General features: G+C 74.2%; 23 protein-coding genes. 8 read left to right on the top strand and 15 right to left on the bottom strand.

The genetic code is table 11. The annotated features are described in order from the left end of the window. Positions 1 to 105: 105 nt before the first annotated feature. Together ACFQRF_RS18440 and ACFQRF_RS18435 are read left to right on the top strand one after the other, a co-directional pair. Positions 106 to 912, top strand: a complete 807-nt coding sequence (locus ACFQRF_RS18440) for a universal stress protein (RefSeq protein WP_379872357.1) — start codon at positions 106 to 108, stop codon at positions 910 to 912. A gap of 294 nt (positions 913 to 1,206) precedes the next feature. Continuing rightward, complete coding sequence (locus ACFQRF_RS18435; RefSeq protein WP_379872356.1) at positions 1,207 to 2,061, top strand: DUF1963 domain-containing protein; 855 nt, start codon at positions 1,207 to 1,209, stop codon at positions 2,059 to 2,061. A 16-nt stretch (positions 2,062 to 2,077) separates the two neighbouring features. On the opposite strand, the gene ACFQRF_RS18430 is transcribed toward ACFQRF_RS18435, so the two are convergent. After that, the gene (locus ACFQRF_RS18430) at positions 2,078 to 2,755 is read right to left on the bottom strand and encodes an HAD family hydrolase (protein ID WP_379872355.1); all 678 of its coding nucleotides are present in this window, start codon (positions 2,753 to 2,755) and stop codon (positions 2,078 to 2,080) included. A gap of 397 nt (positions 2,756 to 3,152) precedes the next feature. On the opposite strand from ACFQRF_RS18430, the gene ACFQRF_RS18425 reads away from it, so the two are divergent. Then, a complete protein-coding gene (locus ACFQRF_RS18425; protein ID WP_379872354.1) occupies positions 3,153 to 3,656 on the top strand; it encodes a DUF7144 family membrane protein in 504 nt (167 codons plus the stop codon). 87 nt (positions 3,657 to 3,743) lie between these two features. On the opposite strand, the gene ACFQRF_RS18420 is transcribed toward ACFQRF_RS18425, so the two are convergent. The 4 genes from ACFQRF_RS18420 to ACFQRF_RS18405 form a co-directional block, all read right to left on the bottom strand. Continuing rightward, positions 3,744 to 6,221 (bottom strand): beta-xylosidase/alpha-l-arabinosidase, encoded by a 2,478-nt coding sequence (locus tag ACFQRF_RS18420; RefSeq protein ID WP_379872353.1) that lies wholly within the window; start codon positions 6,219 to 6,221, stop codon positions 3,744 to 3,746. A 78-nt stretch (positions 6,222 to 6,299) separates the two neighbouring features. Next, positions 6,300 to 7,178, bottom strand: a complete 879-nt coding sequence (locus ACFQRF_RS18415) for a carbohydrate ABC transporter permease (protein WP_379872352.1) — start codon at positions 7,176 to 7,178, stop codon at positions 6,300 to 6,302. Beyond that, a complete protein-coding gene (locus ACFQRF_RS18410; protein ID WP_379872351.1) occupies positions 7,175 to 8,086 on the bottom strand; it encodes a carbohydrate ABC transporter permease in 912 nt (303 codons plus the stop codon). Before ACFQRF_RS18410 ends, ACFQRF_RS18415 begins: the two co-directional genes overlap by 4 nt. Further along, entirely contained in the window at positions 8,083 to 9,393 is a 1,311-nt protein-coding gene (locus ACFQRF_RS18405; protein WP_379872350.1) for an extracellular solute-binding protein, read from the bottom strand. The genes ACFQRF_RS18410 and ACFQRF_RS18405 overlap by 4 nt, the downstream gene beginning before the upstream one ends. 221 nt (positions 9,394 to 9,614) lie before the next feature. Between ACFQRF_RS18405 and ACFQRF_RS18400 the strand changes: the two genes are divergently transcribed. Together ACFQRF_RS18400 and ACFQRF_RS18395 are read left to right on the top strand one after the other, a co-directional pair. Beyond that, positions 9,615 to 10,604 carry a LacI family DNA-binding transcriptional regulator gene (locus ACFQRF_RS18400; protein WP_379872349.1) on the top strand — a complete coding sequence of 330 codons (990 nt, stop codon included), beginning with the start codon at positions 9,615 to 9,617 and terminating at the stop codon, positions 10,602 to 10,604. A gap of 89 nt (positions 10,605 to 10,693) precedes the next feature. Continuing rightward, a complete protein-coding gene (locus tag ACFQRF_RS18395) occupies positions 10,694 to 12,091 on the top strand; it encodes a phosphotransferase (protein WP_379872348.1) in 1,398 nt (465 codons plus the stop codon). A gap of 26 nt (positions 12,092 to 12,117) precedes the next feature. Here the strand turns inward: ACFQRF_RS18395 and ACFQRF_RS18390 are convergent, their stop codons facing one another. Further along, positions 12,118 to 14,304, bottom strand: a complete 2,187-nt coding sequence (locus ACFQRF_RS18390) for an alpha-galactosidase (protein ID WP_379872347.1) — start codon at positions 14,302 to 14,304, stop codon at positions 12,118 to 12,120. Positions 14,305 to 14,695: 391 nt separating this feature from the next. On the opposite strand from ACFQRF_RS18390, the gene ACFQRF_RS18385 reads away from it, so the two are divergent. Both ACFQRF_RS18385 and ACFQRF_RS18380 read left to right on the top strand, forming a co-directional pair. Beyond that, entirely contained in the window at positions 14,696 to 14,920 is a 225-nt protein-coding gene (locus ACFQRF_RS18385; protein WP_379872346.1) for a DUF6343 family protein, read from the top strand. A 60-nt stretch (positions 14,921 to 14,980) separates the two neighbouring features. Next, positions 14,981 to 15,898: a Rieske (2Fe-2S) protein gene (locus tag ACFQRF_RS18380; RefSeq protein ID WP_379872345.1), complete on the top strand. Its 918-nt coding sequence runs from the start codon at positions 14,981 to 14,983 to the stop codon at positions 15,896 to 15,898. A gap of 115 nt (positions 15,899 to 16,013) precedes the next feature. Here ACFQRF_RS18380 and ACFQRF_RS18375 read toward each other — a convergent pair whose 3' ends face one another. Together ACFQRF_RS18375 and ACFQRF_RS18370 are read right to left on the bottom strand one after the other, a co-directional pair. Then, positions 16,014 to 16,415 carry a hypothetical protein gene (locus tag ACFQRF_RS18375; protein ID WP_379872344.1) on the bottom strand — a complete coding sequence of 134 codons (402 nt, stop codon included), beginning with the start codon at positions 16,413 to 16,415 and terminating at the stop codon, positions 16,014 to 16,016. Between the two features lie 109 nt (positions 16,416 to 16,524). Continuing rightward, positions 16,525 to 16,662, bottom strand: coding sequence for a hypothetical protein (locus ACFQRF_RS18370; protein ID WP_379872343.1), 138 nt, complete (start codon positions 16,660 to 16,662; stop codon positions 16,525 to 16,527). Between ACFQRF_RS18370 and ACFQRF_RS18365 the strand changes: the two genes are divergently transcribed. Next, complete coding sequence (locus ACFQRF_RS18365; RefSeq protein ID WP_379872342.1) at positions 16,661 to 17,488, top strand: oxygenase MpaB family protein; 828 nt, start codon at positions 16,661 to 16,663, stop codon at positions 17,486 to 17,488. The genes ACFQRF_RS18370 and ACFQRF_RS18365 overlap by 2 nt on opposite strands. Positions 17,489 to 17,533: 45 nt before the next feature. Here the strand turns inward: ACFQRF_RS18365 and ACFQRF_RS18360 are convergent, their stop codons facing one another. The 7 genes from ACFQRF_RS18360 to egtA form a co-directional block, all read right to left on the bottom strand. Continuing rightward, positions 17,534 to 19,063 (bottom strand): amidase, encoded by a 1,530-nt coding sequence (locus tag ACFQRF_RS18360; RefSeq protein ID WP_379872341.1) that lies wholly within the window; start codon positions 19,061 to 19,063, stop codon positions 17,534 to 17,536. 244 nt (positions 19,064 to 19,307) lie between these two features. Beyond that, positions 19,308 to 20,765: a substrate-binding protein gene (locus tag ACFQRF_RS18355; RefSeq protein WP_379872340.1), complete on the bottom strand. Its 1,458-nt coding sequence runs from the start codon at positions 20,763 to 20,765 to the stop codon at positions 19,308 to 19,310. A gap of 148 nt (positions 20,766 to 20,913) precedes the next feature. Next, positions 20,914 to 21,285, bottom strand: coding sequence for a winged helix-turn-helix domain-containing protein (locus ACFQRF_RS18350; protein ID WP_379872339.1), 372 nt, complete (start codon positions 21,283 to 21,285; stop codon positions 20,914 to 20,916). 174 nt (positions 21,286 to 21,459) lie between these two features. Further along, complete coding sequence (gene egtD / locus ACFQRF_RS18345; RefSeq protein WP_379872393.1) at positions 21,460 to 22,440, bottom strand: L-histidine N(alpha)-methyltransferase; 981 nt, start codon at positions 22,438 to 22,440, stop codon at positions 21,460 to 21,462. 120 nt (positions 22,441 to 22,560) lie between these two features. Continuing rightward, a complete protein-coding gene (locus ACFQRF_RS18340) occupies positions 22,561 to 23,352 on the bottom strand; it encodes a class II glutamine amidotransferase (RefSeq protein WP_379872338.1) in 792 nt (263 codons plus the stop codon). Next, on the bottom strand, positions 23,352 to 24,683 hold the full coding sequence (gene egtB, locus ACFQRF_RS18335) for an ergothioneine biosynthesis protein EgtB (RefSeq protein WP_379872337.1): 1,332 nt from the start codon (positions 24,681 to 24,683) through the stop codon (positions 23,352 to 23,354). The genes ACFQRF_RS18340 and egtB overlap by 1 nt, the downstream gene beginning before the upstream one ends. Further along, positions 24,680 to 25,897, bottom strand: a complete 1,218-nt coding sequence (gene egtA / locus ACFQRF_RS18330; RefSeq protein WP_379872336.1) for an ergothioneine biosynthesis glutamate--cysteine ligase EgtA — start codon at positions 25,895 to 25,897, stop codon at positions 24,680 to 24,682. The genes egtB and egtA overlap by 4 nt, the downstream gene beginning before the upstream one ends. Between the last annotated feature and the right edge of the window lie 141 nt (positions 25,898 to 26,038).

The raw sequence follows: 26,038 nt of genomic DNA, 5'->3' as shown, positions 1-26,038 counted from the left end.
GATTGTGCCGTGGGCGCCACCGGCCCGGGACCCGGCCGTGGGACGGAATCCCGACCTCCGGCGACGCCCGCGACGCGCACGGACACGAACAGAGAAGGGGACCGGATGTTACCGGTGATGGTCGGCATCGACGGATCGGAGTCCAGCCTGGTGGCGGTCGGCTGGGCGGCGCACGAGGCCCGGCGGCGCGGCGTCCCTCTGCGGATCGTCGCCGTGGGCCCGGACGGCATCACCAACCCGACCGGCAGGCAGCTGTCCCGCCATGACTACCTGGTCCGCCGTCAGCTGGAGGACCAACTGGAGTCGGCCCGCGCGCACGCGGGTGAGCAGGCGCCCGGCGTGGACGCACAGGTGGAGGTGCGCGAGGGAGCACCGGCGGCCGTGCTCACCGCGGAATCGGCCCGCCACCTGGTCGTCGTCGGCGCGCGAGGGCTGGGCGGGCTGTCCGGCCTGGTCGCCGGTTCGGTGAGCCGGCAGGTCGCCACCCAGGCGGACGGTCCCGTGGTCGTGGTCCGCCAGGCGCCCCTCGAACCCCTCGGCCGGATCGTGGTGGGGGTCGATGACGCGGAGCACTCGGTGGCCGCGCTGGAGTTCGGCTACCTGGAGGCCGACCTGCAGGGCGCCGAACTGCTCGTGGTGCACGCGGGAGCGGCGATCAGCAGCCTGCCGGAGTCGCTGTCCGCACGGATCGAGGCGGCCGGAGCCGCGCACCCCGGGGTCCGGGTGCGCACCACCGTCACCGGCGAGGACGTCCGGCCGGCGCTCGCCGAGGCGTCCCGCGACGCCGACCTCACCGTCATCGGCTCCCGCGGCCACAACCGGCTGAGCGGCCTGCTGGTCGGCTCCGTCGGCCAGGGCCTGCTCAGCCTGGCGCACGGCCCGGTGGCGATCGCCCGCGACCCCAGAGGCTGACGAGCGGCGAGCCGCCGAGCGCCCGAAGCCGCCGACGCCCCCCTGGCGAAGCCCCCTCACGTCGGCGGCGTAGAGAAGCGAGGCGGCAAGCGCGACCAGAAACACCGAGCGGCGAGCCGCCGAGCTTCCGGAGCCGCCGACGCCGACCGCCAAAGGCCCCCCGCGTCAGCGGCGAAGGAAAGCGAGGCGGCAAGCGCAACCAGAAACACCCAACGGCGAGCCGCCGGCTGCGCCCGGCGGCTCGCCGCGCGCGGCCGGCCGAACCGTCACCGGCGTGTGATGGGATGCGCTGCCATGCACCACCAGGATTCGGCCGCCGGGATCCGGCGGACGTGCGTCGATGTTTTCGGAGAGCGGCTGGGACCGCAGATCGCCGCACTCGCCCGGCCCGGTTTCCCCCTCATCCCGGCTCGGGACGACCGGCCACCGGTCGGTCGCTGCCGTCTGGGCGGCCCGGCGCTGCTGGAGCCCGGCACACCGTGGCCCGACCACAAGGGCGTCCCGCTCAACCTGCTCGCGGTACTCGACACCGACGCGCTCGCCCCATGGCTCGCCCACGAGGACCTGCCGGTCCGGCCGGGGTTGCTCAACTTCTTCCACCAGTACGAGGCCGACGGCGCCCTGGGGTACAGCATCGCCCGCGGGGCCGGCCGGGTGATACCGGCCGACCCCCACCTCGCCGCACCGGTACCGGCACCCGAGGAGGTGACCGCCTTCGCCGCGGTAGCGCTGCACGCCCGGCCCGCCATCACGCTGCCGCAGATGCTCGGTCACACCTGTGACCCGGTGCTGGCGGACCTCGACTTCGGTGATCTCACCGGCGCCGGGCCGGAGTGGAAGGGCGACCCGGCCGATCACGTCGCGCGCATCCTGGGCCCTGTCTACGGCCTCCTGGACGGTGCCGGGGCCCCGTACGTGGACGACCGCCCCCACCTGTGCCTGGACCAGGCGTTCGGCTGGATGCCTTTCCTCAACCCTCGCTGGCTGCACACCCACAGCGGAAAAGGCCACCGGCACCTGCTCACGCTGTCCAGCAACGAGACGTGGCAGTGGGCCCACGGCGACGGGCACCTGCACTTCATGATCCCGGAGGAAGCCCTGCGCGCCGGTGACTTCTCCCAGGTGCTGGTCGACGTGGACGCCGGCTGAGCCCGGCCCGGCGCCGTCAGGTGAGCGGGCCGGCCGCGACCGCCCACTCCGCGATCTGGGTGAGGGAGGCGAGGGCCGTCGCGCCCGGGGCCGCGCCGTCGGCGGTGGCGCCCGGGACGAGGAACACCCGGCACCCGGCGGCCGCCGCGGCGGCGGCGCCGGAGACGGAGTCCTCGACCGCCCACGCCTCGGCCGCGGCGACCCCGAGCAGCCGGGCGGCGCGCCGGTACGGTTCGGGCGCCGGCTTGCGCGCGGTGACGTCCTCGGCGGTGACCACCACGTCGAACAGGCCGGGGCCGAGCCGGGCCAGCGCGGGCTCGGCGGTACGCCGGGGCGAGGAGGTGACCAGGGCCATGGGCACTCCGGCGGCGCGCACCCGGTGCAGGGTCTCGACGGCGCCCGGCAGCACGTCGAGTTCGTCGTGGAGCAGCCCTTCGACGCGGCGCAGCACCTTCTCGTGGATCGCGTCGAGTTCGGCCCGCGTCACCGCGGCCTCGGTATGCCGGGCCAGGATGGCCATCGTGGCCTCGGCGTCGGTGCCGACCATCTCCAGCCGCACCTCGTCGGTGAGCGGCCGGCCCATCGCGTTCGCGACCTCGTCCAGGGCGACGCCCCAGAGGGGTTCGGAGTCGACCAGCGTCCCGTCCAGATCCCACAGCACCGCCGCCGGCCGTCTCGGCTCCCGCAGCCCCATCCGGTCCCGCCCTTTCTCGCGTCGTGCACCCGTGGCCGCCCGGCGGCGCACGGCCGCCGGGCCCTCCCAGGATGGCGGGCGGCCGGACCCCGCCTCAACCGGGGGGCCGTCGTCCGATCCGCACCCACCGGGCCGTTCGCGGGGCCGCGCGGACAGGCCGGTTACCGAATCATGCACCGTTGTTTGCCCGCCGGATGCGGGTCCCCGGCTTACCGTCAGATTGGGACGTTCATTGCGCGGCCGTGCGGAGCCGCCCGAACAGGGGCACGCAGCCGCGTAGCGAAGAAGCGGATCGGCGGCGGGGATCGCTCCCCGGACCGGTTCGTCAACAGCAGAATGACCGGTGCCCGGACCGCCGGGCCGACAGCTTGCACCAACGTTTCTGGGAGGTCGCAAGATGAACGTGTCCCGCTTCAGCGGAGGGGGCGTTTTCGCCCTCACCATGCTGCTCGTCGTCGGTGTCTTCAACATCATCCAGGGTCTGGCGGCGCTCGTCACGCCGCACCACTTCATGGTGCTCGGGACCGACATGTTCCTATGGGGCTTCGGAGCGTGGGGCACTCTCATGATCATCATGGGCGTGCTGCTGGTGCTGGCCGGGCTGGCACTGTACAGCGGGCAGGCGTGGGCGCGCACCGCCGGCGTTGTGCTCGCCGGCATCAACATCATCGCGCAGCTGTGCTTCATGTTCGCGTTCCCGCTCTGGTCGGTCGCCGCCATCGCGCTGAACGTCCTGGCCATCGCCGGATGCACAGGCGGCTGGGCCTGGGGGACCGACGCCGCCTACCGCACCGGCCGCGCCGACGCGGCACGCGTCGCGCCGCCGCGCCGGGGCGTCGAGGAGCCGGCGGCCCGCCCGGAGACGCGGACCGAGCCGCGGCCGGAGCACCGCCAGCCGTAGCGATTCCCTACCTGCGGAACGGGCTGGGGACCGGCGTTCCCCGGCCCGCTCGTCATGTCTTGGGGCTTTTCCGCGTCCGGGCCCCGCTCAGCCGACCGTCGCGGTGCTGGTGAGCCGGCGCGTGTGGTCGACGACGCGGGTCTCTCCGGTCAGCCGGATCCGCACCGTGTGGCGGACGTCGCCGCTGGAGGCCGCCAGCGCGAGCCGCAGCTCGCCGGGCTCAACGATGCGCCGGCCGTCCGGGCCGGTGTAGGCGGCGAGGTCGGCGGGGACGTCGAACTCCACCCGGCGGGTCTGCCCAGCGGGGACGGCCACCCGCGCATAGCCGACCAGCCGGCGCACGGGCCGGGTCACCCGTGCCACCGGGTCGCTCAGGTACAGCTGGACCACCTCGGTCCCGTCGCGACCGCCCGTGTTGCGGACCGCGCAGCCGACGCGGACCGCGCCGTCGGTGCCCACCCGGACGGTGCCTTCCACCGGCGGGGGCGCGTCGGCGACCCGCGGCTCCTCCCAGACGAACTCCGTGTAGCCGAGACCGTGCCCGAAGGGGTGGAGCGGGGTCGGGTCGACCGAGCTCTCCTGCCCGAGGTGGCCCAGCCGCGGGGCCAGGTAGCCGGCCGGCTGGCCGCCCGGCCGGCGGGGCAGGCTCAAGGGCAGCCGACCGGACGGATTGACCCGTCCGGAGAGCACCCCCGCGACCGCGGGCCCGCCCTCCTCGCCGGGGAAGAATGCCTGCACCTGGGCGGCGAGCCGGCCGGCGAAGTCGCCGAGGGCGTACGGCCGGCCGGTGAGCAGCACGAGGACGACCGGCGTCCCCGAGTCGAGCAGCGCGTCGAGCAGGCGCTCCTGGACACCGGGCAACCGCAGTTCCGGGACGTCGCAGCCTTCTCCCGAGGTGCCGCCGCCGAACAGGCCGGCGCGATCTCCCAGCACGGCGACGCACACGTCGGCGGCGCGGGCGGCGTCGACCGCGGCATCGATCCCGGACGTGTCGGGGTCGTCGACGGCGCATCCGGCCTGGTAGTGGATCCGGGCGGCGGGCAGTTCCGCGCGCAGGCTCGCCAGCAGGGTCGGCACCCGCACGCCGAGCGGCACGTTCGGGTGGCGCACGCCCACGTGGCTGGGAAAGGAGTAGCAGCCGAGCATCGCCAGCGGATCGTCGGCCCGCGGCCCGACCACCGCGAGGCGGGCGCCGGGGCGCAGCGGCAGCAGCCCGGCGTCGTTGGCGAGCAGGACGACCGACTCCTCGGCGAGCCGCCGGGCGATGCGGCGCTGCTCCGGCGGGTCGAGGTCGACCCCGCCGGTTCCCGCCCCGGAACCGGTCTCGCCCTCGGACGGTGCGGTGGCGGGCGGGTCCGGTGACCACCCCTCGTCCAGCAGGCCGAGTTCGCACTTCTGGGTGAGCACCCGCCGGGCGGCGCGGTCCACGAGCTCCTCGGGTACGGCGCCGGCCCGGACCGCCGCGACCAGCGGCGGGCCGTAGCAGTGCGTGGCGGGCAGTTCCACGTCCACGCCCGCGGCCAGCGCGAGCGCCGCGCTCTCCGCCGGGCCCCCGGCGACCCCGTGCAGGGTGTGCAGGAACGAGACGCCGAAGTAGTCGGCGACCACCGTGCCGGTGAACCCCCAGCGGTCGCGTAGCAGCGCGGTGAGCAGTCCGGGGTCGGCGGCGGCGGGCAGCCCGTCGTTCTCGGTGTAGGCGTGCATCACCGACCGGGCGCCGCCGTCGCGCACCGCCATCTCGAACGGCGGCAGCAGCACGTCGGCGAGTTCGCGCGGGCCGACCGACACCGGGGCGAGGTTGCGGGCGCCGCGCGAGGCGGAGTACCCGACGAAGTGCTTGAGGGTCGCGGCGACCCCGGCGGACTGCAATCCGCGCACGTAGGCGGTGCCGACGGTGGCCACCAGATAGGGGTCCTCGCCGATGGTCTCCTCGGTGCGGCCCCATCGCGGATCGCGGGTGACGTCGAGCACGGGCGCGAGTCCCTGGTGCACGCCCACCGCGCGCATGCTCGCCCCGATGGCGGCGGCCATCTCCTCGACGAGTTCGGGGTCGAAGGCCGCACCCCAGGCCAGCGGGGTGGGGTAGACGGTCGCGGTCCACGCGGTGAACCCGGACAGGCACTCCTCGTGTGCCAGGGCGGGGATGCCGAACCGGTTGGCGGCCATGACGCGCCGCTGGTGCTCGGCGAGCCGGCGCATGCCCTCGGCGGGGTCGACCGGCGCGGTGCCGAACGGCCGGGTGAACTGCCCGAGCCCGGACCGTACCGCGGTCTCCCACCCATCCGACCGGCCGGCCAGTTCGTCCTGGTGCGGGGCGACGTTGGCGGTTCGCCCGGCGCCGGGGGGCTCGCCCGTCCCGGCGGGCGCCGCCCCGGTGGCCGGGTCGCCGTCGGCGGAACCGCCGTCGGTGAAACCACCGTCGCCGCCGATCCAGACCGCGCCCAGTTGCGCGACCTTCTCCTCCAGGGTCATCGCGGCGAGCAGCGCCGCGACCCGTTCGGCGACGGGCGCCGCCGGGTCCCGCCAGTCGGCGGCCTGCTGCTCATGGTCGGTGGGAAGCGTCATGCGGTGCCCTCCTCGGGGTGCTGCCGGGTGGTCGGGTCTCCGGGGCGGGGCGGCGCCGCGGCGGGGCGCGGGCCCGCGTCATCGCCCGCCTACCCCCATCAGGCCGCGCACCAGGGAGCGGCGGGCCAGCAGGTAGCAGAGGAGGATCGGCACGGCGGACAGCGCCACGGCGGCGAGCAGCCCCGGGATGTCCACCCGGTACTGGCCCTGGAACTCGAACAGGCCGAGGGTGATGACCCGCTGGTCGGGGGACTGGGTGAGGACGAGGGGGAACAGGAAGCCGTTCCACGCCTGTAGCGCGGCGTACATGGCCACAGTGCCGATCCCGGCGCGGGAGAGCGGCACCACCAGTCGCAGGAAGGTGCGGACGTCGCCGGCGCCGTCCAGCGCCATCGCCTCGTACAGGTCCTCGGAGATGTCGCGCATGGCGCCGGCGAGGATGAGCACGCAGACGGGCATCGCGAACGCGGCCGTGGGCAGGATGATCGCGATCAGCGAGTCGTAGAGCCCCAGCTCCACGATGATGAGGTACACGGGGACCACCACGGCCTGCGCGGGGATCGCCAGGCCGAGCAGGAAGAGCCGGAACACCCCGTCGCTCCACCGGCTGCGGGCCCGCACCACGGCGTAGCCGACCGGGACCGCCAGGCCGACCACGAGCGCCACCACCGCCACCGTCACCACCGCGGTGTTCGCCACGAAGGTGAGGAAGCCGTTGCGGACCGCCTCGGCGTAGTTGTCGAGGGTGGGGTCAGACGGCGGGGTAAGGGGGCCGTCGCGCAGGTAGCCGTCGCTGGGGCGGACCGTGGCGACCAGCAGGACGTACACGGGCAGTGCCACCACGGCCAGCCACGCCAGGGCGCCGGCGCCGGCGAGCAGGTTGGCCCGGCGCAGGGCGCGCGCCGGCCGCCGGGCCGTCCGACCGCGGCCGGTGCGGGACACGGGCGCGGGGTTCACATGCCCTCCCGGGTGCTGCGCATGGCGGCGAATCCGGTGAACCGGACCAGCAGCAGGGACACCGCCGTGGCGGCGACGACCAGGGTGGCCGCGATCGCGCTGGCGTACCCCATCTCGTAGCCGACGAAGCCGACGCGGTACATCAGGTACGGCACGATCGAGGTGTCGGTGCCGGGGCCGCCCTGGGTGAGGATGAGGACGGTGTCGAAGTAGGTGAGGGCGCCGACGATCATCAGCACCGAGGATGTCGTGACGGTGTGCCGCAACTGCGGCAGTGTCACGTGCCAGAACCGCCGGAGCCGGCCGGCGCCGTCCATCTCGGCCGCGCCGTACAGCACCGCGGGGATCTGGCGGGCGCCGCCCTGGTAGATGAGGGTGTGCAGCGGGATGAACTGCCAGGCGCTGACGAACACCACGGCCAGGAACGCCCCGCCGGAGCTGCCGAGGACGTCGATGCCGGAGAGGCCGAGCCACGGCGCCAGCCGCGCGAGCGGGCCGAAGTTGGGGTCGAGCAGCGCCTTCCACACGATCGCGATGGCGGCCGAGGAGAGCAGCAGCGGGGTGAAGAAGATCGCGGAGAGCACGGCGCGGTTGCGCTGCGGTCCGGCCGCCCACACCCCGAGCAGCAGGCTGATCGGGGTCTGCACCAGCCAGGTGGCGGCGGTGAGCGCGACGCTGAGCAGCACCGCCTGGCGCATCACGGGGTCGCCGGCCAGCCGGGTCCAGTTCTCGGCCCCGACGAAGCGCGGGGTGCCCAGTCCCTCCCACGAGGTCAGGGAGAGGTAACCGACCAGCAGCAGCGGGACCACGGCGAAGAGCAGGAAGAACAGCACCCCGGGAAGCGCCCAGCCGACCCCGGGGCGGGCCGGCCCGCCCCGAAGCGGCCGGCGGCGGGCGCCCGCGCTCACCGCAGCGCCGCCATGGCGTCGACGAACTGTTGCGGGGTGCTCTGCCCGTTGAAGAGCTTCTGGATCTCGGTGTGCATCGGCGCGGCGACCGAGGGCGGCAGCGCCTGGTCCCAGGAGAGGGTGAAGCTCGGGGCCCGCTGGACGAGGTCGTACTGGAACTCGGCGTACTCGGGGTCGGGGGCCTCCGCGAAGAGGTCGGCGGCGTCGGCGGTCGTGGGCACCTCGCCGTTGGCGACCATGTCGGCGACGTACTCGTCGCCGGTGGTGACCCGGAGGAACTCCAGGGCCTGGTCGACGTGGGGGCTGTCGGCGGTCACCGAGAAGAAATTGGTGGGGTTGCCGACGAGGTTCGCGGGGTCGCCCGTGCCGTCGGGCACGGTCGGGAAGGCGACGTAGCCGAGGTCGTCCTCGGCGAACGCGGGGGCGTCGGCGAGCTGGGTGGAGTACTCCCACGCGCCCATGAGGTGCATGGCGGCCCGGCCCTCGGCGAGCAGGGCGGAGGCGGCGCCCTCGGTGTAGCTGACCGAGCCGAAGCTGTCGCCGAAGGCGCCCCGGTCGACGAGGTCGCGCACGCTCTCGGCGGCGCGCAGCACGGCGGGGTCGCGCCACCCCTCGTGATCGCCGGACTGGATGCGCGCGAAGACCTCGGGGCCGCCGTACCGGTCCACCAGGTATTGCAGCCACATCTGTTCGGTCCACGGGGTCGCGCCGGCGAGCGCGAACGGGATGACGCCCTCCTCGCGGAACCGGTCGACCAGGTCGAGGAGGTCGTCCCAGGTCTCGGGAGGTTCCGCGCCGATCCGGTCGAACACCTCGCGGTTGTAGAAGAGCAGCACCGGCTGGGTGCCGCGCAGCGGGATGCCGTACTGGACGCCATCGATCCGCCCGGCCTCCAGGACGGCGGGGAGGAAGGAGTCGCGGAACTCCGGGTCTCCGGCGAGGAGGTCGTCGAGCGGCAGCAGGAGGTCGGCCTCGACGTAGGGCCGGATGCCGCCGCCGCCCCAGTTGAAGAAGACGTCGGGCTGGTCGTCGGCGCCCATCGCGGTGCGCAGCTTGTCCTCGTAACCGTCGCCGGGGATCTCCACCATGACGGCCTCGGCCTCGGGGGCGTGCTCGGCGTTGAAACGCTCCACCGCCGCCTGCTGCACGACGTTGAGGCTGTCCTGGTACATCCAGACGTCCATGGTGTCATCGTCGCCCGCGCCCGCGGCGCCGCAGCCGGTGAGCGCCCCGGCGAGGGCGAGGGCGGTCAGCGCCGCCGCGACGCCGCGCACGGCCCGTGGTTCGACGGCATCCGGGGCAGTCACAGCAGCCACCGCACTCACGCCTTTCGAAACTGTCGGTGTAGCCAGCGAAAGTCTTCGGAAGCCCGAACGTACGTCGGCGGACCCGGCCCGTCAATAGCCGAATGAGACCTGAATCACGCCGCCCTGCGTGAGCTCGGCGGACACGGGTAGGCTCGCCTGGTGTGACCGCCGAACCGCAACCACCCTCGCCCGGTCGGCCGGAGCGCCCCGGAAACCCGCCGATGACCATCGCGAAACTCGCGGAGGCCGCCGGCGTCTCGGTGCCGACGGTGTCGAAGGTGCTCAACGGGCGCGCCGACGTCGCACCGGCCACCCGGTCCCGCGTCGAAGAGCTGATCCAGCGGCACGGTTACCGGCGCCGCCGCGGACCGGGCGGACGCAGCGCCGTGATCGACCTCGTCTTCCACGAGCTGGACAGTGCCTGGGCCGTCGAGGTGATCCGGGGCGTCGAGCGGGTGGCACGGTCGGCCGGGGTCAGCGTGGTGCTGACCGAGTCCGGTGGCGACCCGGCCGGGCGGGAGGCGTGGGTGGCCGAGGCGCTGGCCCGGAGATCGACCGCCGTGGTCCTCGTCTTCTCCGACCTGGCCGCCGACCAGCGCGCCCGGCTGGCCGCGCGCGGCATCCCGCTCGTGGTGGTCGACCCCGTCGGCACCCCGGAGCCGGACACGCCCGCGGTCGGCTCGGCCAACTGGAACGGCGGTCTGGCCGCGACCCGTCACCTTCTCGACCTCGGCCACACCCGCATCGCCATGATCAGCGGCCCGCGCGACGTGCTGTGCGTGCGGGCCCGCATCGACGGCTACCGCGCCGCGCTGGAGACCGCCGGCCTCGCCCCCGATCCGGAACTGCTGCTGCCCGGCGACTTCCACGTCTCGGCCGGTATCACCGCCGGGCGCCGGCTGCTCGCGGCGGCCGACCCGCCCACCGCCGTGTTCGCGGGGAACGACCTGCAGGCGCTCGGGGTCTATGAGGCCGCTCGCGAGGCCGGCGTGCGGATCCCCGAGGACCTGAGCGTGGTCGGGTACGACGACCTCCCGCTGGCCCGCTGGGTGGGCCCGCCGCTCACCACGGTCCGCCAGCCGCTCACCGAGATGGCCGAGGAGGCCACCCGGCTCGCGCTGGCCCTCAGCCGCGGCGAACAGCCCGCGAACCTCCGCCTCGACCTGGCCACCAGCCTGGTGGTGCGCGGCAGCACGGCGCCGCCCGGATAATCGTTCGCTCTGGCCCGGCCAATAGGGTGTCGAAAGGACGCGCGGTGGGCGGCCGAGGGCGGCGCCCCGGCCGGCAGAGGAGACCGACCATGGCCAACGGGCTGAGCTGGTGGAAGTATCCGGTGCTTCACCCGGCCTCGGGCAAGGGCATGAGCAACCGGGTGCGGACGCAGCGGATCGACGATCACCCGGACAGCTACATCGTCACCCGGGAGACGGCGTTCCGCGACCCGTACGACCTGCGCGTCCTGGACGAGGTCGAAGTGCTCGACCTGCTCGGCGACGTGGAGTTCACGCCCGACGTCCTCTCCGTCACCAACCACAGTCCGCTGAGCCGGACCATCGTCATCAACTACCTGGGGCGACTCAGCGACGAGGCTCCGCCGCCGTACCTGACCAAGGAGACGGTCCGCGACTACGCGCTGCGCAACCTCAACGCCATCGCCGACATCGACTGGTCCGCCCCGCACCGCCGCGAGGGGTACCGGACCGCCCTGGAACACCAGCGGGCCAACATCGAGGCGATGTGCGAGGACGTGCCGGGCAGCGACGTGATCCCGCTGGAGCTGAACGGTAACCCGCCCACGCTGGAGGCCGCCCTGGCCGCCCAGGTGATCCGCTCGGCCCGGTACGCCGAACGCCGCTACGGCGCGGACGCCCTGCGCGGCTTCGGGCTGCTGCCGGCCGACGAGATCGCGCGGAAGTGGAGCTGGTACTACACGCCGCCGGACAAGGACGCCGAGCCGACTCGGCTCGTGCACCGCGACGCCCACCTCGACAACCTCACCCTGCGATCCGCCGGCACCGTCGATCCCACGGACCCGCCCGAGCGCCTCATCGGCATCATCGACTGGGAGCTCGCCGGTTTCATGACGCCGCGCAGCGGCATGCTGCTGGAGCGAGCGGCACTGGACCGGTACTTCCTCTCGGTGGCGGAACTGAGCGAACTGCTCACGACGAACGCTCCGCACCTGCCGTGGCTGAGACGGGAGATCGCGCAGAGCGCCTACAACGACGTGCTGCGCGGCCACGAGTCGGTGAACGGCAAGCGGCGGCTGGCGGTTTCCTCGGTCACCCAGACGACGGAGCTGTTCCGAGTGGCGTTCGGGCTCAACAGACACCTCGAACACCGTGCTCGTTCCCCGCAGGCAGCGAGCGAGCAGCTGGCCAAGGAGATGGTCGCCCGGCGGGCCGCCTATCCGGGCTGGCTCCGGACCGAGGAGGGCGGGACACTGCTCGCGCCGTTCCCCGCGCGCCCCCTCGCGGTCCGCTCCCCCGACCGGCGGCCGGCGCGCGACACGGCGGATCCGAGCCGCTACGCCGGGACCGTCACCGTCCTCGACGCCGTCCAGCACACGGCCGAGAAGCCGGCCAAGAACGCCCCGCTCGCCATCCCCGGGACCAACCGCGGCTCGACGCCGCTTCGCCCCGCGGTCATCCTCCGCGACGCCGCCGGCCGGCCGCAGCTGCCGCGCCGGAGCAGGTGAGCGGCCCGCCAGGTCCCTCCCGTCCGCTACGCCTCGGTGACGTGCAGCAGCAGCGCGTTCTCCGGGCGCAGTACCGGCATCTGCAGCCCAGCCCGGCCCAGCGCCGCCCCGGACAGCACGGTCTCCCCCGACCGCAGCCACGCGGGCGGCTCGACATGGCCGAAATTCGGCTCCCCCAGCTCCCAGCGAGGACGGACGCGGTAGCCGCGCTCCGGGTCGAGCCCCGGCAGCCGCACCCGGCCGGGGTAGGCGGCCGGCGAGGTGGCCAGCCGGGCGTAGCAGAACACGGCGGCGGCGCGGTCCGGCGCCACCACGCCGTGCAGCCACGCCGTCGGGTCGGGAAGGTCGGCGCGCACCGTCACGCCGGTGTGCAGGAGCGGGCGCAGTTCCCGGTACAGCGCGGTCCACGCCGTCAGCACCGCCAGTTCCCCGTCGGTGCAGGTGGTGATGTCCCACTCGATACCGGCGTGCCCGAACAGGCTGGTGGCGCAGCGGAAGGGCAGTGGCGCCGTGCGGCCGGTGGTGTGCGCCACCGGGCCGCCGACGTGACTGCCCACCAGCTCGGGGGGCAGCAGCAGGCCGGTCCACCGCTGGATGGCCTGCCGCTCCAGGGCGTCGTTGGTGTCCGAGGCCCACACCCGGTCGGTGTGGGCGAGGATGCCGAGGTCGACCCGGCCGCCCCCCGAGGCGCAGGACTCGATCTCCAGGGTGGGGTGCCGCCGCCGCAGCTCGGCGAGCAGCCGGTACAGCGCGGCCGTCTGCCGGTGCACGCCCGCGGCCCCGGTGGGGGCGTGCACCGCCTCCAGCAGATCCCGGTTGTGGTCCCACTTCAGGTAGTCCAGCCGGTACTCGGCGACCAGGGCGTCCAGCCGGTCCAGCAGGTACTCGGTGACCTCGGGCCGCCCGAGGTCCAGGACGAGCTGGTGCCGCCACTCCCGAGGCGTCCGGCCGGGGGCGGCGAGCAGCCAGTCGGGGTGCGCGCGGGCGAGGTCGGAGTCGGGGTTGACCATCTCCGGTTCCACCCACAGCCCGGCCTGCATACCGAGGTCGCGCACGTGCCGGAACAGCGGGTGCAGGCCGTCGGGCCACACTGTGGGGTCGACCGTCCAGTCCCCCAGCCCGGCGCGATCGTGCCGCCGGTGGGTGAACCAGCCGTCGTCCAGCACGAACCGCTCCACGCCGACCCGCGCCGCGACGTCGGCGAGTGCGCGCAGCCGGTCGAGGTCGTGGTCGAAGTAGACGGCCTCCCAGGTGTTGAGCACGAGCGGGCGCGGCTGTGGCGGGTGCTCCGGGCGATCCCGCAGCCAGGCGTGCACGCGGGCGGAGAGGCCGTCCAGCCCGGCGCCGGACCACGCGTAACAGACCCACGGCGTCCGGTAGGTCGCGCCCGCCGCCAGCCGGATCTCACCGGGCCGGAGCAGCTCGCCGCCGGCCAGGATCCCGGCCGCCTGCCCGGCCTCGTCCGGGAGCCGCTCGGCGAGGTGCGCGTGGTCGCCGCTCCACGCGACGTGCACGCCCCACACCTCGCCGTGCCGGAACCCGAAGCCCGCCTCGCCGGCCACGAGCAGCAGCGGCGCGTCGTGCCCGGTGCGCCCGCGCCGCGACGCGCGCAGCCGGGTGCCGTAGCCGAACGGCTGACGCTGCGGCACCCGTTCCCGGCACCAGCGGCCGGTCAGGTCCAGCAGTTCGGTGGCCTCGGGCGGCAGCGGCATGACCGCGAGCAGCCCGTCCAGCGTCCAGTCGCCGTTCCCGGTGTTGGTGACCGCGTGCCGGAGGCGCACCAGCCCGCCGCGCTCCATCCGGACCTCCGACTCCAGCGCCAGCCCGAGCCCGGGGTCGGCCGCGGTGACCACCACCCGGCCGCCCTCGCCCGCCGCGCCACCGGGCTCGGCCGGCGACCCGCCGTCCAGCGCGGAGACGCGCACGGAGCCGACCCGCCACCTGGGGTACGCCACCACGCCGTCCCGATGCCCGGCCACACCGGGCTGGCCACGCCACCCCTCGGCCTCGGCGGGCAGCAGGGTGAGCCGCCCTGGCGAGTCGACGGAACTGTGCGGCAGCGGCGGCGCACCGGCCTCCACGACCCGCCGCGCCGCACCGCCGTCGAGCGGCCCGAGATCGGCGCCCCAGTGCGCGACGGACGGCAGCCCCTCTGGGGTGAGGTCGATGACGAGCGCGGTTCCGGCGGCGCGCAGCACGATCGGCGGGGTCATCGTGGGCGGCTCCCTCGTGTCATCGGCGGGCGGAGAACGCCCCCACGGCCGACGGGGGCACGAGCACGACGGTATCCAAGCCGCCACGGAAGGTGGAGGCGTTGGGGGCGGCGAATCGGCGCCGCAGCCGGCCGGTCGCCGGTCCACCGACAGAGGTGCGGAGCACCACCGCCGGGCCGCCGCCCGGGCACGGGCCCGCGAACACGCCGAACGTGCCGCTCGACCCGACGGAAGCGCCCTTGCGCGCAGCAGCCTTGACCGCTACCGGCCGTGCCGGGACGGTCCACCGCGCGCGCGGGCGAATCCCGGCGTTTGGCCGGGCGACCTCCGGGTTAGCAGGGGGCGGGGCGGTGGCCGCTCCCTGCCCGAACACGACCGGACCGGAGGACGCATGGGACCTCGACCACATCCGAACGAGCGCTGCCCCGCGGGCGCGGCGAGCCTGCGGTTCGCCATCACCACGCCGGGGATCATCGCCTTCGCCGGGCTGGGGATCATCGCGCTCGTCACCGGACAGACCGCTCTCGCGGCGGTGCTCGGGGTTCTCACGCTGGTGGGAGCGTTCGACTTCGTCGCGCTGGTGCGCCGTACCCGGCGCGGGCCGGTCTGGGACTGACCCGCAAGACGGCGGCGGGTCCCGGATTCAACACGGCGCATCGGGGTAGCGAGGCCGCCCATGAGAGTGGCAGAGCAGATCCGCCGGATCGAGCGCATGACCGGCCTCGACCGCACCGTCGCCGTCCTGCGTCGCGCCGTCGACGCCATCCCGCCCGGGCGCTTCCGGGACACGCTGAACGGGATCCCGCTGGGGCATCCGCTGCACCCGGTCCTCGTCCAGGTGCCGATCGGCTCGTGGATGTCGGCCGCCGTGCTGGACGCGTTCCCCGGACACGAGCGTGCCGCGCACCGGCTGGTCACGCTCGGCATCGTGGCCGCCGCGCCCGCGGCGCTGGCCGGCGCCGTGGACTGGTCCCACCAGCAGCAGCGCCACCGCCGCGTCGGCCTGGTGCACGCCGCCGCCAACACGGCCGCGCTGGGGCTGTACGCCCTGTCGTCGGCGGCGCGGTCGCGGGGTCGGCACGGGCTCGGCCGGGCGATCGGCCTGGCCGGGCTGACGGCGGTGGGGATCGGCGGGCTGCTCGGCGGGCACATCGCCTACTCGCTCGCGGGCGGCGCCAGCCACTCCGACTACCTGCTCGACCGCCTGCCGGGCGACTGGCACGACATCGGGGCCCTGCACGAGTTCGCGGAGGGGCGGCCGGTGCACGGCATGCTCGGTGACACGCCCATCATGGCGGTGCGGACCGGCGAGGAGGTGCGGGTGCTCGTGGAGACCTGCGGCCACATGGGCGGCCCGCTGTCGCGCGGCACGGTCGCCGACGGCTGCGTCACCTGCCCCTGGCATGGAAGCACCTTCCGGCTCAGCGACGGCGCGGTCATGCGCGGGCCGGCCACCGCACCCCAGCCCGTACTCGACGTGCGCGTCCACGACGGTGTGGTGAGCGTCCGCCGTCCCCAGCCGGTGGCCACGGTGCCGCGGCAGCGCGAGGAGGCCGTCCCGGTGGAGCCGGCGGCTCCCAGGGAGAACGAGTGACCCGTGGCCACGGGACGGCGGCGGCCGGTCCCCCATACGTGCCCGCTGACCGGAACCACGGCGCGTGCGCGCCTGTGGTGGGCGGCGGGCGCCGGGTGGGCGCGCCGCGCGCCGCTCATGGACCGTCGAAGACGACGGTCACTCCTGGCCAAGGTGCCGCCCGGATATAGCCGTCGCGCATCACCACCGGGCCCGAGATGGCAAACAGCGCCTGCGGGCGAAGGTCGAGCGAGTGCCGTGAACCGTCACCGAGATCGACCGCGACCACATCAGAGAGGTCCCGATCCTCCTTGACCGTGGGGCCGACGAGGAGGTGGGACGGCGTGATGGCCCAATCCCCGTGGAGGAGATCTTCCGGTCCGGTCCAAACCGGCTCACCGTCGGCGACCCGAACCGCTTCGAGACGCCCCTCAGGGCGGTAATCCCGGAGAAGGGCCGGCCCGTCCCCCACGGGTCCCGCCATCAGCCGCCGACCGTCGCGCCGCCAGCGGAGGCGGCCGTCGTCGTAGGCGGCCACGACCGGATAGGGGCCGCCCCCCGTGGAAAGCACGGTCACGCCCTCGTCGCTTCCGGCCGCGCGGACCGCGCCGGGCTCCGCATCACCGTCCGGGTTCGGATCCGGCCGGTCACGCCGTGGCACACCGTTCTCGCACCACCTCCCCGAGCTCCGGTCCGTAGAACGGCAGGGAGACCGGCTTCCGCCGGCCGCGCAGCCGTTCCTCCTGGTCAAGCGGCAGGTCACCGGCCCCTAAAATTTCGGTCATGGACTCCGGACTGTTTCACGACTCCGGGGCGATCCGGCGAGTCGCGCGGGAGGCGATCGTTCTCGGGGGCGCCGGCTACGCGGTGCTCATGCAGGTGGCGCATCCCGCGGTGGCACGCGGCGTGCACCGGCACAGCGATTTCGGGCGGCGGCCGCTCGGGCGGCTGCGCGGGACCCTCGGCTACGTCTACGCGGTCATCTTCGGTACCCGGGAAGAGGCCGAGCGGGTCAGCCGGCGGGTCCGGGCCGCGCATCGCCCGGTGGCCGGCGACGGCTATGACGCCGCCGACCCCGAGCTGCAGCTGTGGGTCGCCGCCACCCTGCACCACGCGGCCGTCACCGTCTACCAGCGCGCCATCGGGCCCCTGGATCCCGCCGACCTGGACGAGGCGCACCGGCAGTACGCGGTGCTCGGCACCGCGCTGGGGCTCCCCGAGGAGCTGTGGCCGGCGACGCGAGCCGATTCGGCGGCCTACTGGGAGTCGATGGTGGCCACGCTGCGGGTCGGCGACGAGGCGCGCGAGATCGCCGACCAGTTGTTCCGGCCACGGGACGTCGCACTGCGCCCGTTCGCGGCCGTGCAGCGGTTCCTCACCGCGGGGCTGCTGCCGCCCGGGATCCGCGCGCAGTACGGGCTGACGTGGGGGCCGGTCCGCGAACTGCTGCTGCGCGCGCTGTTCGGCGGGCTGCGGCTGGTGTGGCCGCTGCTGCCGGCCGCGGTGCGCGAGTTCCCGATGCGGCGCAGCCTGCGCCTGCTGCGCGAGCGGTCGCGCGGCAGGCGGCGGCGCGACGGCGAGCGGCGGCTGGTGGCCGGCGCTCGCCGCTGAGGGCGTGGCCGGGCCGATCGCGCCGATAGCCCGGCCACGCCTCGGTCACGCCGGCGGCGCGGTCGGGAAGCCGCCGGCCTGGCGTTCGACGGCCGCCGCCACCCGCAGGCAGCGCGCGTCGTCCCACCGGGGTCCGACGATCTGCAGGCCGACCGGCAGCCCGCCGGCCTGGTCGGCGGGCACGCTGGTGGCGGGGTGGCCGGTGACGTTGAACGGGGCGGTGTTGGGCACCATCTCCAGGGCGCGGGCGATGTAGTCGGCGCGCGACACGTCGGGGCCCGGGATCTCGGTGGCCCGGATCGGGGTGGTGGGCAGCACCAGGACGTCGACGTCGCGCAGGGCGGCGTCGTAGGCCGCGGTGATCTCGCCGACCAGGTTGCGGGCCATCGCGTAGTGCCCGCCGTGGTAGCGGTCCAGCGTGTACCGGCCGGTGAGCGCCACGTACTTGACGGTCTCGGAAAGGTCGTCGGCGTGCACCCTGCGGCGGGCCCCATAGTGGGTGATCAGTTCCGGGTCGTATCGGCCGGACCAGTTGAGGCCGTACCCGTTGCCGTCGATCATCTGGGCGGTGGCGCCCTCGGTGGCGATCACGTTCCACACGTGCATGGCGTCGGTGTGCCACGGCACGCTCACCTCGACGACCTCGGCGCCCAGCTCGGCGAGGCGCGCGGCGGTGCGGCGGACGGAGTCGTCCACCTCGGGTTCGCTGAGGCCGGGGATGCCGAATCCCTCGGTGAGCAGGCCGATCCGGAGCCCCTCGACGCCCTTCTCCACGGCGGCGAGGTAGTCCTGCGCGGTGTGTCCGCTCTGGCGGGGGTCATGGCCGTCCGGGCCGGCGATGAGGCCGAGGATCAGCGCGGCGTCGCGCACGGTGCGGGTCATCGGGCCGAGGTGGTCGATGGTGGTCTCGATGGGGAACGCGCCGGTGTAGGGCACCAGTCCGTGGGTGGGCTTGTGGCCCACGACGCCGGAGAAGGAGGCGGGCATCCGCACCGATCCGCCCTGGTCGCCGCCGATGGCCAGGTCGACCTCTCCGCTGGCCAGCAGCGCGGCGTTGCCGCTGGAGGAACCGCCGGTGGTGCGCGTGGTGTCCCACGGGTTGCGGACCGGCCCGGTGGCGGCCGTGTGGCTGCCGCCGGAGAAGCACAGGTCCTCGCATACGGCCTTGCCGGCGATGGTGGCGCCCGCGGCGAGCAGCCGGGAGACGACGGTGGCGTCGCGGAGCGGCACGTGGCCCTCGACGGTCACCGAGCCGTTCATCATGGGCAGGCCGGCGACCGAGACGTTGTCCTTGATCACGACGCGGCGGCCGGCGAGCGGCCCGGAGTCGGTCTCGGTGATGTCGGCGGTGACGTACCAGGCGCCGAGGGGGTTGTCGTCCGGCTTGACGTGGGAGTAGTCGCGGTCCGGGGCGGTGGGGCGGGTCCGGGCGTAGAGTTCGGCGACCCGGTCGTAGGAGCCGGTGGCGCCTCCGCAGATTTCGGCGAACGAGGCGAGGTCGGCCTCGGAGAGGTGCATTCCGTACCGGCGGGCGATGGCGGAGAGTTGTTCGGAGGTCGGAGGGACGACCGTCACTGATGACTCCTAGCGCGTCGTTGGGAGGAGGGGGAACAGGAATACGCTGCTCTCTTTCCCGTTCGATGCGACTTTAGTGAATCATCAACTAATCGGAATTTCACGGCAGGAAGTAACGCCTCCTACCCCGCAGGTCAATTGCTCCTTTTGTCGACTTTCGGGGTTTTCGCGGTATTCGGCGGGTGGCGCGTCGGCCCGGCACCGCCTTCGCCTGCGCCTCCACAGCGTCCGGGGCCGGACCGCCCTACACCGCCGTGTCGCGCCCGGGCTCGACCTCCGCCACGATCGAGAAGCCGCCCGGCGTCGCCTCCGCGACCATCAGCGGCTGGCGGTAGCTGTTGGGGCCGGTGACCGCCACGGTCCCCCGCGGCCCACGGAAGGAGCGGCCGCGCAGCTCACGGGCCACGCTGCGGGGCTCGTCGTCGGCGGCGGCCCGCGCGGCCCCGCTGTAGAGGTGCAGTGCCTCGTACACCGACTCGGTGATGCTGGACGGCGGCGGCGCCCAGCGGCCGAACTCGCGGTAGTAGCGGCCGAGCAGTTCCCGGTTGGCGGCGTTGTCGAGGTTCTCGAAGTACCCGAAGACGCTCCACAGACCGCTGCTCGCGGTGTCGCCGATGGCCGAGCGGGTGAACTCGTCCAGCGCGAGGGAGAGCGTGCGGCACTGGTCGCGCAGCCCCATGGCGTGACACTGTTGCTCGAACGCCACCTCGTCGGCGCCGACGAAGGTCGACAGCACCAGGTCCGCGCCCGAGGCGGCGATGTCGTCGATCAGCGAGGAGAAGTCCCCGGTGCCGAGTGCCCGGTAGGACTCCCCCACGACCACGCCGCCGTGCCGCGCGATCACCCGGCGCGCCCAGACATTGCTGTCCCGCGGCCAGGAGTAGTCGTTGCCGGCGAGGTACCAGTACCGCCCGCCGGTGGCGCCCATCAGCCTGCGGATCGCGGCGTCGAGCTGGCCCTCCGGGCGCTCCCCGAGCCGGAACACGAGCTCGTGGGCGGGACCGCCCTCGTTGACCGGCGTGTAGATGAGCAGTACTCCGGCCCGCCGCGCGACCACGCTGACGGCGTCGAAGCTCTGCGAGGTGACGTTGGTGATGATCGCCCGGCACCCGGCCCGGATGAGCCGGCGCGTCTCGGCGACGGCCGTGCGCGGGTCCGTGGCGTCGTCCCCGACGACCAGCCAGACGTCCCGGCCGTTGATTCCGCCTTCGGCGTTGACCTGGTCGGCTCCGAGCAGCGCCAGGTTCTCCGTGGCGGCGGCGAACACGCCGCCGGGTCCGGACTTGCTGCACAGCAGGCCGACCGGGTGCGCCGTCTCGGGCACCGGGCCGGTGGCCGGGATCCCCCGCCGCCGCAGGAACCACGGCAGGGCCCCCGGACCGAGTTCGGCGGTCACCCGCACCCGGGTCGCGCCCGGCCCGTGCGCGTCGAAGCGCATCCGCAGCCGGCCGCGCCACGGTAAGTCGTGGGTGATGTCGATCCGCCGTCCCGCGGCGAGCCCGCTGATGCGCCCGACGATGTCGGCGGGACCGCCCACGCCCTGTTCCAGCGGCACGCGCAGCGTGACCAGGGACCCCACAGCCACCTCGTCGCAGCGGGCGTCGAAGAGCCAGCCGGCGCCGGAGCCGTGGCCGAACATGGCGTACACCTGGTGGGGAGGCAGCTCGACGACACGTTCCGTGGTGAGGGTCAGTTCTCCCATGTCGCTCCCTGGGGTCGGTCCTCGTCCTCGGTCTCCGGTGTGGCGGGCCGGAATCCCGGCGCGCCGGTACCGCGGCGACGACCCCCGTGGCGAGCGGCGACCATGCCACCGGACACCGCTCGCCACGGGCGGCGTCCGTCGGGCGTCCCTAGGCCGTGCGGCCCTCTCCCTCAAGGCGCCCGTCGCGGTGGAGCCGGCGGACCTGACCGCCCGTGACACTCCGCGCGGCGTGACCAAGATCACCCAGCGAGGTGTGCAGGAGCTCCGTCAGGAAGGATACGACCTGCCGCGCCGGGCCTTCGTAGGAAATCGAGAAACAGGTGGTGCCGCCCTCCTCGCGGCAGGACACCAGCCCGTGCTCGCGCAGCAGGTGGAGGCGGGTGTAGAGCCCGCCCGCGTCGGGAGAACCGAGCTCGGCGGCGATTCCGTCAAAGGACGTTTCTCCATTTTTGTCCAGAATCGCAAGGATTTTTTGGCATACCGGATCGGTAAGAACGGCGAAATCGTCGTGAGAATCCATATCCTGCCCTCCCGGGTACCCCACAGTAGCCCAGGTGTTGATCACCCCTGGACCGCCCGCTCCGGGAGATTCCGCCGTCCGCGCCTCCGGCCGCGGCCCGCCGGCCGGGGCGGCCCGCGCCGCCCGGCGTCCACACCGGACGAGCCGCCGCGCCCGGCCGGCGGGTGATCCCGGCTACCCGGACGCCACCGCCACCGGGCCGGCCACGACGAGCGCGAAGTCCGCGGCCGGGTCCGTCCACCAGCGCAGCACCGCGAACCCCGCCTCCGCCAGCTCCGCCCGAACGCCCTCGGGCCGGAACTTCGCCGAGATCTCGGTCCGCAGCTCCTCACCGGCGGCGAAGTCGACGGACAGGTCCAGCCCGGCCAGGCGCACCCGCTGCGGGCGCTCGGCGCGCAGCCGCATCTCGATCCACTCGGCCCCGGCGTTCCAGACCGCGACGTGCCGGTACTCCTCCGGGACGAAGTCCCCGTCCAGCTCCCGGTTGATGACACGCAGTACATTGCGGTCGAACTCCGCGGTGACGCCCTCGGCGTCGTCGTAGGCCGCCAGCAGCCGGCCGGTGTCCTTCACCAGGTCCAGACCCAGGAGCAGAGCATCGCCCGGCGCCATGGACGTGCGCAGGTCGGTGAGGAACGAGCGTCGCTGCTCCGGGGTCTGGTTGCCGATCGTGGAGCCGAGCATCGCGACGAGACGGCGGCCGCCGCCGGGCAGCAGGTGCAGGTGGCGCTCGAAGTCGGCCACCACGGCCTGGACGAGCAGCCCGGGATGGTCGGCGGCGATCTGGGCCGCGGCCGTCTCCAGGAAGTCGCCGCTGACGTCGACGGGGACGAAGCGCCGCAACGTCCCGCCGGCCCGTAGCGCCTCCAGCAGCAGCCGGGTCTTCTCCCCCGACCCGGCGCCGAGCTCCACCAGCGTGTCGGCACGGGTGACCGCGGCGATCTCCTCGGCGCGCGCCGTGAGGATCGCGCGCTCGGCCCGGGTCGGGTAGTACTCGGCCAGTTCGGTGATCCGTTCGAACAGGGCGCTGCCGCGCTCGTCGTAGAACCACTTCGGCGGCAGTGTCTTGGGGCTGGCTATCAGCCCGTCGTAGACGTCCCGGCGCAGTGCCTTCGCCAGGTCGTCGGCGGTCAGATGGCGGTCGACGCGCAGCATGGGCATGGTCCCCCTCCGTCCGTGTGCTGCCTGTGTGCGGTGCGGGGTGCGCGCGGCCCGTGGCCCGGCGCGGCACCCACCGCGCCGGGCCACGGGTCCGCCCCCGCGTCCGGCCGCCCCTCACCCGAGGGGCGTGATCCGGACACTGTGGGCGGTGGCCGTGACCAGGGAGTCGTCCGGCACCCGCCGCCAGCCGGGCTCGTCGTCGCAGGGCTCCGACGCGACGACGACAGAGTCGGAGCCCTGGCGTACGTACAGCGTGTCGCCGGAGGCCGTGGCGGCCAGCCGGCCGCCGTCCGCGGCGAGCAGGTTGTAGCGGCCCGGGGAGCAGGACCACGCCGCCTCCACCACGCCGGCCAGCACGTCGCCGAGCGGCTCGCCCTTGCGCCACAGCCGCACGGCCAGGGCGAACAGGGGCGCGGAGTCGACGGGAGAGCGGGCGTCGAGAACTCCCGTGGGGATCGGGGTGCCGAGCCGCTCCGCGAGGGCCTCGTAGTCGCGGACGGCCCCGTTGTGGCTGAACAGCCACCCGTCGCCGCGGAACGGCTGGGCGCACGACTCGTCGACCGGGAAACCGACGGTGGCGTCACGGACCGCGGCGACGACGCAGCCGGACCGGACCACCCGCGCGACATCGGCGAAGGAGGAGTCCGCCCAGATGGGCATCGACCTGCGGTACCGCACCGGGGCCGGGGCCTCGGCCGGCCGGGTACCGTCGGACGTGGCGCCGTCCAGGTCCGGGGCTCGCGGGTCCGCCTCGGGGTACCACCCGACTCCGAACCCGTCGGCGTTCACCGTTCCGTGCGTCTGCTCGCGCGGAGCGTAGGACTGGGTGTGCAGCGAGCGTTCCGGCGTGTACAGCAGCGTGTACAGGTCGACCGGCGGCCCGAGGTAGGCCATGTGACGGCACATCAGGCGTCCTCCGCATCGCGGGCGCACCGGAAGCCCGCGAAGATCTGCCGCCGGATCGGCAGGTCCCAGTTGCGGAAGGTCGCCCGCGCCGACGTCGGGTGGGTCGCCCAGGAGCCGCCGCGCAGCACCTTGTACCCGTCGCCGAAGAACACCTCCGAGTACTCGCGGTAGGGGAACGTCCGGAACCCCGGGTAGCCGGTGAAGTCGGTCGCGGTCCATTCCCACACGTCGCCGATCAGCTGGCGCACCCCGTACGGGGAGGCGCCGGCGGGGAACGCGGACGCCGGTGCCGGGCGCAGCAACCGCTGTCCGAGGTTGGCATGCGTCGCGCCCGGGTCGGCGTCGCCCCACGGGAAGCGCCGGGACCGGCCGGTGGCGGGGTCGTGGCGGGCCGCCTTCTCCCACTCGGCCTCGGTGGGCAGCCGCTTGCCGGCCCACGCGGCGTACGCCTCCGCCTCGTGGAAGCACACGTGCTGCACCGGCTCGTCCGGCGGAACCGGTTCGACCCGCCCGAACCGGCGGCGCAGCCACTGCCCGGCATCGCGCCGCCAGAACGCCGGGGCGCGCTTGGCCGAGCGGTTGCGCCATTCCCAGCCCGCCCTGCTCCACCAGCGAGCCTGGTCGTAGCCGCCGTCGGCCATGAACTCCAGGTACTGCGCGTTGGTCACGGCGGCGGTATCGATGTGGTAGGCGGGCAGGTGGACGACGTGCGCCGGTCGTTCGTTGTCGTAGGCCCACGGTTCGTCGCTGGTCCCCATGGTGAAGGGCCCGGCCTCGATGCGGACCTCGGCCGGCCCGGGGCCGGCCGGCGCGGCGCCGCGCGGGCGCGGTACCGGGTCGGGCAGCACCGGCTCGCCACGGCGCAGCTGGTGGGTGGCGAGCATGGTCTCGTCGTGCTGGTGCTCGTGCTGGATGACCATGCCGTAGACGAACCCGCCGTCGATCAGCGGGGCGCCGGTGTCGAAGGCCGCCCGGTCGAGGTGGTCCAGGACCCGGCGGCGGACCTGCGCGTTGTACTCCTGTGCCTCGCGGGGCGACAGCAGCGGCAACTCGATCCGCTTGGCGCGCGGGTTCTCGAAGGCGTCGTACAGGACGTCGATGTCCGGCCGGATCGCCTCCTGCCCTTGCGCCGCCCGGATCAGCCACTGCTCCTCGTAGTTGCCGACGTGCGCGAGGTCCCATACGAGGGGCGACATGAGCGGCGAGTGCTGGCGGACGAGCTCGGCATCGTCGAGGGCGTGCACGGTCAGCCCCTGGCTACGGACGCGCACCTCCCCGAGTCCGGCGGCGATGCGGTCCCTGAGCCGGTTCTCGGTCTGCTGGTCGGTCATTCTCGTCCTCCCTCGCCGGCCTGTCGGCCCGGTGCCTCGTCGGCCGGGCACCGGCCGCGCTCCACGTACCGCTCGCGGTAGGCGTCCACCAGTGGCACGAGCCCGGCGGCTCCCTGGTCCGGCAGCGCGACGGCGGCCGCCGCGAAGCAGGTGCGGGCCGCGGCCGCCAGCCGTGGATCGGTCAGCGCGTCGCGGGCGGCGGCCAGCCAGTCCCCGGGGCCGGGCTCGCCGCCGTGCCACAGTTCGTCGGTGGCGGCGAACGCCTCCTCCGTCGCTTTGGGATGGTCGAGCAGCGCCGCGGCGACGGCGACCGGCACCGGCCACCAGTGCTGCGGCAGCGCGTCGATCATCCGCAGTTCCAGCCAGCCCCGCGGGCGCACCGGCGGGAACAGCGTCGTCAGGTGGTACTGCAGGTCGTCCATGGTCGGACGCAGCGGGTCCGGGCCGCTCAGCCACTCGCCGAACCGGAGTCCTGGGGCGCTGAGCCACGGTAGGTCGTCGCGGCGGATCGTCATGACCCGGGCGTTCAGCACGTAGTCGGCCCACGCCTCGGCCGGGTCTCCCGCGGGCACCGGCCGGGTGCGCGAGGAGTCCATGGCCGCCCAGATCGCCCACCGGGTGGATCGCCAGCCGGTCGGCCGGCCCCGCCAGGTCGGCGAGTTGGCGAACGCCGCGATGAACAGCGGACCGAGCCGGTTGACCAGCCGCCACCGGTGTTCGGCCTCCCCGGACGTGGCCCCGATGTCCAGGCAGACCTGCAGGGACGCGGTACAGCACATCATGGTGCGGCCGCTGGGCCATCCGGCGTCGAAGAAGCGCTCCATGGCGAGGTAGCGCGGCAGCGTGAGCTGTCGCTTCGGCGCGCGGTGCGGATCCAGGCCGACGCCGCGCAGCCGCAGGCCGGCGGCGTGCAGCGGCGCCTCGACGTGGTCGAGGTCGGCGGTCAGGGCGGCGTGCGCGGCGGCGGGGCCGTCCTGGGGCGGCGAGCTGAGTTCCAGCTGGCCGCCGGGTTCGTAGGTGATCGCGCTGCCGGCGGGCGGCGGGCCCGCCTCGGCGACGATCGCGGACAGGTGGTCGAGCGGGACCGGTTCCCCGGGCCGCCGCGGGTCGTGGACGAGCCATTCGGCCTCCACGCCGACGCGGCCGGGCGGACCGGTCTTGAAACAGATACCGCGGACGTAGTCGTGGACGTCGGTCTCGGAGAGACGGGCCATCGGGCACCCCCAATGCGGACGTACAGAATGCTGTGCCCGGGTTCACCTCGCGCCGAACCCGGGCGGCGGGGGTGACCAATCCGACATCGCCCCGGTGGGCGCGGAGACGGGCGAGGACAGGTACCGCGATCGGGGCGTCCG

Source organism: Marinactinospora rubrisoli (assembly GCF_042664915.1).
Taxonomy (GTDB): Bacteria; Actinomycetota; Actinomycetes; order Streptosporangiales; family Streptosporangiaceae; genus Marinitenerispora; species Marinitenerispora rubrisoli.
This window is presented reverse-complemented; position numbering and strand designations above follow the sequence as displayed.